The organism is Desertibaculum subflavum (assembly GCA_003576705.1).
Lineage (GTDB): Bacteria > Pseudomonadota > Alphaproteobacteria > Ferrovibrionales > Ferrovibrionaceae > Desertibaculum > Desertibaculum subflavum.
This window is the reverse complement of the sequence record QOZS01000112.1, coordinates 1-5,462: the sequence shown is the minus strand read 5'-3', so window position 1 is coordinate 5,462 and position 5,462 is coordinate 1. Positions and strand designations below refer to the sequence as shown.

The 5,462-nt window shown below is 69.3% G+C and carries 7 protein-coding genes and 1 pseudogene; 3 read left to right on the top strand and 5 right to left on the bottom strand.

Annotated features, from left to right (window positions below):
• Positions 1 to 115, top strand: a pseudogene (locus tag DT074_RS27475) (IS5/IS1182 family transposase); the annotation flags it as partial.
• Here DT074_RS27475 and DT074_RS27470 read toward each other — a convergent pair.
• Entirely contained in the window at positions 112 to 921 is an 810-nt protein-coding gene (locus DT074_RS27470; RefSeq protein WP_119423019.1) for a glucose 1-dehydrogenase, read from the bottom strand. The pseudogene DT074_RS27475 and the gene DT074_RS27470 overlap by 4 nt on opposite strands.
• Positions 922 to 1,024: 103 nt before the next feature.
• Here DT074_RS27470 and DT074_RS27465 point away from each other — a divergent pair, with 103 nt between their 5' ends.
• Both DT074_RS27465 and DT074_RS27460 read left to right on the top strand, forming a co-directional pair.
• A complete protein-coding gene (locus DT074_RS27465) occupies positions 1,025 to 2,119 on the top strand; it encodes a phospholipase (protein ID WP_119423018.1) in 1,095 nt (364 codons plus the stop codon).
• A 111-nt stretch (positions 2,120 to 2,230) separates the two neighbouring features.
• Positions 2,231 to 2,821, top strand: a complete 591-nt coding sequence (locus DT074_RS27460; protein WP_162915285.1) for a PAS domain-containing protein — start codon at positions 2,231 to 2,233, stop codon at positions 2,819 to 2,821.
• Positions 2,822 to 2,827: 6 nt separating this feature from the next.
• Here the strand turns inward: DT074_RS27460 and DT074_RS27455 are convergent, their stop codons facing one another.
• From DT074_RS27455 to DT074_RS27440, 4 genes are all read right to left on the bottom strand, one after another.
• Positions 2,828 to 3,298 (bottom strand): aminoacyl-tRNA deacylase, encoded by a 471-nt coding sequence (locus tag DT074_RS27455; protein WP_119423016.1) that lies wholly within the window; start codon positions 3,296 to 3,298, stop codon positions 2,828 to 2,830.
• Positions 3,299 to 3,404: 106 nt separating this feature from the next.
• On the bottom strand, positions 3,405 to 3,914 hold the full coding sequence (locus DT074_RS27450) for a GNAT family N-acetyltransferase (RefSeq protein ID WP_119423015.1): 510 nt from the start codon (positions 3,912 to 3,914) through the stop codon (positions 3,405 to 3,407).
• Between the two features lie 171 nt (positions 3,915 to 4,085).
• Complete coding sequence (locus tag DT074_RS27445; protein ID WP_119423014.1) at positions 4,086 to 4,511, bottom strand: hypothetical protein; 426 nt, start codon at positions 4,509 to 4,511, stop codon at positions 4,086 to 4,088.
• Positions 4,512 to 4,765: 254 nt separating this feature from the next.
• Entirely contained in the window at positions 4,766 to 5,086 is a 321-nt protein-coding gene (locus DT074_RS27440; RefSeq protein WP_119423013.1) for a cyclic nucleotide-binding domain-containing protein, read from the bottom strand.
• Positions 5,087 to 5,462: the final 376 nt, after the last annotated feature.

Sequence of the window (5,462 nt, the reverse complement as noted above, 5' to 3'; positions counted from 1 at the left end):
CAAGCACTTCAGGCGCATCGCCACACGCTTCGACAAGCTCGCCCGAAACTACCTTGCCGCCATCACCATCGCCGCAGCACGCCTCTGGGCCAGAGATTATGAGTCCACGACCTAGCCGCCGCCCTCGCCGAAGCCGGGATAGAGGCTCATGCCGCCATCGACGATCAGCGTCGTGCCGGTGACGTAGTCGCTGTCGTCCGAGGCCAGCCACAGCACGGCCTTCGCAATGTCGTCGGGCGCGCCGATGCGGCCGTAAGGAACCAGGGTCAGCAGATCGGTCAGCGCCGCATCGGATTCCCAGGCGGCGCGGTTGATCGGCGTGCGAACGGCGCCCGGCGCGATGCCGTTGACGCGGATGCGCCGGCCGGCGAATTCCTGCGCCAGCGTCTGCACCAGAAGCTTCACCCCGCCCTTGGAAGCCGCATAGTTGGCATGCCCGGCCCAGGGAATGTGCTCGTGCACGGAGGAGATGCAGACGATCTTGCCGGCGGCAGGTGAGCGCTCGCGCTCCACGCCGCGACGCAGGAACTCGCGGATCGCCGCGCGGGCGCAGAGGAACTGGCCGGTCAGGTTGACGTCGAGCACCGTGCGCCAGTCGGCCAGGGAAAGCTGGTCGGTCGGCGCGTCGCGCTGCAGGCCGGCATTGTTGACCAGGATGTGCAGCGTGCCGAAGCGCTCGATCACCCGCGCGAACATCGCCTGCACCGCCGCCTCGTTGGAGACGTCCGCGGATTCGGCAACGGCCGTGCCGCCGCGGCGGCGGATCTCGTCGACCACGTCGACCGGACTGTCGGCCGGGCCGCGATGGTTCACCACCACCGCGGCCCCCGCTTCGGCCAGCGCGAGCGCGGTGGCCCGACCGATGCCGGAGGCGGCACCGGTCACCAGCGCGATCTGGCCGGAGAGATCATAACGGGGCATCGTTGCCGGAACGGCGCCGGCCCGGCCCGGGTTCCCGGCCAGATTGACGCGGCCATCCCCGCAGGCGAGGCTCGGTCCCACCCCGGCGAGAAGGATCTGCCCCATGGCCGACGACAGCGAAGCCCTGCTGGAGGCGATCGTCGGCATGCTGAGCCCGCTGCTGCAGGCGCTGCAGGCGCTGGAATTCGCCGCACGGAACCTGCATCCGCCGCGGCTGCGCGAGCTGGTCGACGCCATCGCCGATCGCGATGTCGAGCTGCGCGAAGGCCTGGCGGCGTTCCGTGCCGCAGACTGGCCGGAACATCTGGCGGATTTCCGCGACCAGGTCGAAGGCGCGGCGGATGCCGTCATCCAGGCCTTCGATGGCCTGCGCGCCGCCCCGGACGATCCGAATGCCGCCATCGCTGCCTATCGGGCGCTGCGCCACTATGCCCGCGCAGCGGAGACGCTCTATCCCCTCGCCCGCCTGTTCCGTCCGGTCAGCCAGTTCTTCCTGGAGAATGCGGCGCGCCACGACGAGGACAAGATCGACCGCCTCGCCGCCGACGCCCGGCCGGGCATCCGGACCGGCGTGCTGCACGGCAACAACGATCCCGGCCAGCGCGGCGGCTTCTCGGTCTACGTGCCGGAGGATTACGACGGGATGCGGCCGGTGCCGCTCGTCATGGCATTGCATGGCGGCAGCGGCCATGGCCGTGGCTTTCTGTGGACCTGGCTGCGGGAGGCACGCACACGTGGGCCGATCCTGGTCAGCCCGACCGCGACGGGCAGCACCTGGTCGCTGATGGAGCCGGAGGTCGACAGCCAACATCTCGAGCGCGTGCTCGGCCTGGTGCGCGAGCGCTGGAACGTCGACACGTCGCGCCTGCTGCTCACCGGCATGAGCGATGGCGGCACCTTCGCCTATGTCTCCGGCCTGCAGTCCAGCTCGCCGTTCACCCATCTGGCGCCGATTTCGGCGAGCTTCCACCCGATGCTCTTGAGCTTCATGGACCCGGTGCGCCTGATCGGCCTGCCGATCCACATCGTGCACGGCGCGCTCGACTGGATGTTCCCGGCCGAGATGGCGCGCGGCGCCGAAGCGGCGCTGAAGGCCGCCGGCGCCGAAGTCACCTACCGGGAAGTCGCCGACCTCTCGCACACCTACCCGCGCGAGATGAACGCGGCGATCCTGGACTGGTTTCTGCGCCGCGACTGATGCCGCCGCTAACCATCTCGCCGGAGCCGTTCACCATGAATCCATCTTCACGCGGCGTGAACAGCGGACTAAAGCAGCGCGATGGCGAATGCCCTTCGGGATGACCCGACCGTGTCCGAGCGGTTGCAGCGGCGCGAGCGCTGGACGGAGGCGTTGGTCGCGGGCGGGCGCGACGAGATCGATGCCGCCTTCCGGGCCGGCGGTGCGGCGGCGCCGCGCTTTGCCTGGAATCCCGGTGCCGACGATCTGGAGGCCGATGCCTGCCGGTTTCTGCTGCGCTATTGGCACGGCCTGCGTGGCGACAAGGACGTCGCCCCCGCCGCCGCGATCGATCCGGCGGCCATGCGGCCCGCCCTCGGCTATGTGTTGCTGCTCGACGTGATCGAGGAAGGTGCCGATTTCCGCTATCGGCTGTACGGCAGCCTGGTGACCAGCGTTTCCAGTCGCGACATGACCGGCCGGCTCATGTCGGAGCATCACGCCAGCGACTATGTGGTAGATTTCACTATCGCCTGCGGCCGCGCGGGGCTCAGACGGCGGCTGCCGCTCTGCACCATGCGGTTCCCGGCAGGCACCGAGTACACGCGCGCCTGGGAACGCCTGCAGCTGCCGCTCGCCGGCCCCGACGGTTCCATCACCAGGCTGCTGATCGGCAACGTGCCGACGGATCATTCCGGCGGCGTGCTGCGGCCGAGATTCTGAACCGGCCTAGGCCCGGTGGCTGAACCTGGCGCGCGTGGCATCCCGGGTCAGCTGGCGGAAGGCCTCGCCGCTCATATGCACCAGCGTCTGGTGATCGCCGCCTTCGAACCAGATGTCGCGCGCACCGTCGAGCGCGTCGTCCAGCACCATCGGCAAGCCGTAGGGCATACCGATCGCCGGCACCGCGCCGACCTCGCAATCCTTGAACAGGCCGGCGACCTCGTCTTCGGTGGCAAGGCCGAGGCGGCGGTCGAGCACATCCTGCAGGGTGCCGAGCTCGACCCGGTGCGTGCTCGGCACCACCGCCAGCAGATAGCCCATCTCGTGATGCACCACGACGGCCTTGGCCATGCACTCGCTCGGCACATGCGCGGCATGGGCCGATTGCATCGCCGTCAGGGTGCGGGGATGCGCCACCAGATCGCAGGCGACATGCTGGTCTTCGAGATAGTGCTTGAGCCGATCCGCGACATGCATCGGAGCCTCCCTTGAGCCGGTGAAGGGAAACGTCGGTCGACGGGGGAATTCTCCGCCCGCGCGGCCCCGGCTGTCAAACCGGCGGCGGATTGGTTGCGTCCGGCCCTCACAGCGGACGGCGCATGAACATCCGCTGCGTCTCGTCCAGCCCGCGGGCGATGTTGTCGGCCCGCACCGCGCGCAGGCCCGGCGTCAGCTCGCCTTCCGCCATCTCGACGAAGCCGAGGCGTAGATAATAGGGCCCGTTCCACGGCACGTGGCGGAAGGTGGAGAGCGTGAGCGCGGCAAGGCCCAGCGCTGCCGCGCGCCGCCCGGCTTCTTCGAGCAGCGCGGCGCCGAGGCGCCGGCCTGCATGCGCCGGCAGGACGTCAACCTCCTCGATATAGGCCGCGCCGTCGAGCGGGCGGAACACGGTGAAGCCGATGGGCTCGTCATCGGTCATCACCGCGACGATCAGGCCCCGGCTCGCCACGCGCGCGGCGAGGATGCCGAGAGGAATCGGATCGCCCGCCGCGACCGTCGTCATGCCGATCGCGGCATAGCGCGAGGCGGCGGCGAGCTCGATCGCCTGGATCAGCGAACATTCGTCCGGCCGTGCATCGCGAAGCGTCGTCATCGCGGGATCGATAGCCGCTTTTGGCGGCCGCCGCCACGACGGCTCTCACCGCCCGGCTGCAGCCTGGCGGGGCGGCGCGACCGGGACATGATGGAGGGCCCCGACCAGGCGGGGCCCTCGCAGGGGAACGACCCCGAAGCTAAGTCCGCGCGGACCGCCGGTCCGCAGCGGCTATTGCAGCGTGGTCTTGCCGGCGGCCGCCTTGGCCGGCGGCGCGCTCATCTCGACGAGCTGCCGGGCACATGCCTCCGCCGCGCCGCTCACCGGCCCTTCGGTGCCGGGCAGCGTCACCCAGCCGCCCTTCTCGACGAAATCGTTGCGCTGCCAGATGCCGGTCTCTTTCAGCTTCGCCAGCTGGATGCCGGCATCCGCGGCGCCCATGAAGCGGCTGATGCATGCCGCCGCCGTCAGCTCGGCGCGCGCCGTCGCCCCCGCGTTATAGGCGAGGCCGCTCGCCGTGCCCCCGGTGACCCAGCCGCCCCAGCTGAAGCCGACGATCATGGTAAGGGCCGCGCAGCCCGCGCCAAACCAGACCGCAGCCGCCTTGGTCGGCCGGTATTCCTGCCAGCGTTGCGACAAAGTGCGTTCGTTTGCCATCGTGATGGCCTCCTGTCAGACGTGTTTCTTGTTTTCGGGCCGTCGAGGGCGGCGCATGCGGCGCCGTTCTCGGCGGTTCTGGACGCGCATTCCGCATCGTCTCGGTCGGACAGCAAGTCCGCCGGGCCCAGATCGGATTTCGCGAGAGTGCGGTGCGCGGACAGTCCCGGGACACCTGCAGAAAGCAATATAGCGCGCTTTGCGGCGGGATTGATACAAGCACCCGAATATCGCGCGGCGCGGGATAACGCCGCTCAGCCGCTCAGCACATGCATCGCCGTGTTGGCGCGGCGCAGGCGGTCGGCCAGCAGGCGGCCGACCGCGAGCAGCAGCTTGGCGTGGATGTCGGGATGGCGTGTCGCCAGCATGGCGAAGCGGGTCGCCTTCAGTTTCAGCACCGTCACCGGCCCTGCCGCCACCACATCGGCGGTGCGCGCCCGGTCGCCGAGCAGGGCGAGCTCGCCGAAGGCGTTGCCCGCCTGATGGTGCCGAGGCGGATGCGCTGCGCCGGCCTGGAATGCGGGCTCGCCGACGGCGGCGCGCCGCGCGAAGCCCGCTGCTGAAAAGTTCGGCAGATTTGCTCAAGCGGCAGCCCCCGCGGGAAAGCGCAGCTGACAAGGCGCTGAAGACCGAAATACTTAATTGTATAGAAAGGCAATTTGTGATACGATATACTTGTCTTTGAACCATGACGAGATTAGTGCTTTTGCATACCCTGCCCGTGGGCACCAGGCCGGCCCCAAAGCTGAGCCCTGCGGAACGGATGCGCCGCACGGGAGCAGCTACGCGGAACAGATACGCCGCGGAACAGGCGTGTCAGGGAACAGATGCGCCGACCGCTTCCCGTCGTGGCCGGGCTTGGCCCGGCCATCCACGCCTCTCCGCCTGCGTCATGGGTACCCGGATCGAGCCCGGGTACGACGAGCTGGGGGAACAAACACGCCGCGGAAC

What these genes read in the sequence shown, in the direction of transcription:
- DT074_RS27470 (WP_119423019.1), bottom strand. Translation starts at nt 921, where the DNA reads ATGCCCCGTTATGATCTCTCCGGCCAGATCGCGCTGGTGACCGGTGCC.
- DT074_RS27465 (WP_119423018.1), top strand. Translation starts at nt 1,025, where the DNA reads ATGGCCGACGACAGCGAAGCCCTGCTGGAGGCGATCGTCGGCATGCTG.
- DT074_RS27455 (WP_119423016.1), bottom strand. Translation starts at nt 3,298, where the DNA reads ATGCATGTCGCGGATCGGCTCAAGCACTATCTCGAAGACCAGCATGTC.
- DT074_RS27450 (WP_119423015.1), bottom strand. Translation starts at nt 3,914, where the DNA reads ATGACGACGCTTCGCGATGCACGGCCGGACGAATGTTCGCTGATCCAG.
- DT074_RS27445 (WP_119423014.1), bottom strand. Translation starts at nt 4,511, where the DNA reads ATGGCAAACGAACGCACTTTGTCGCAACGCTGGCAGGAATACCGGCCG.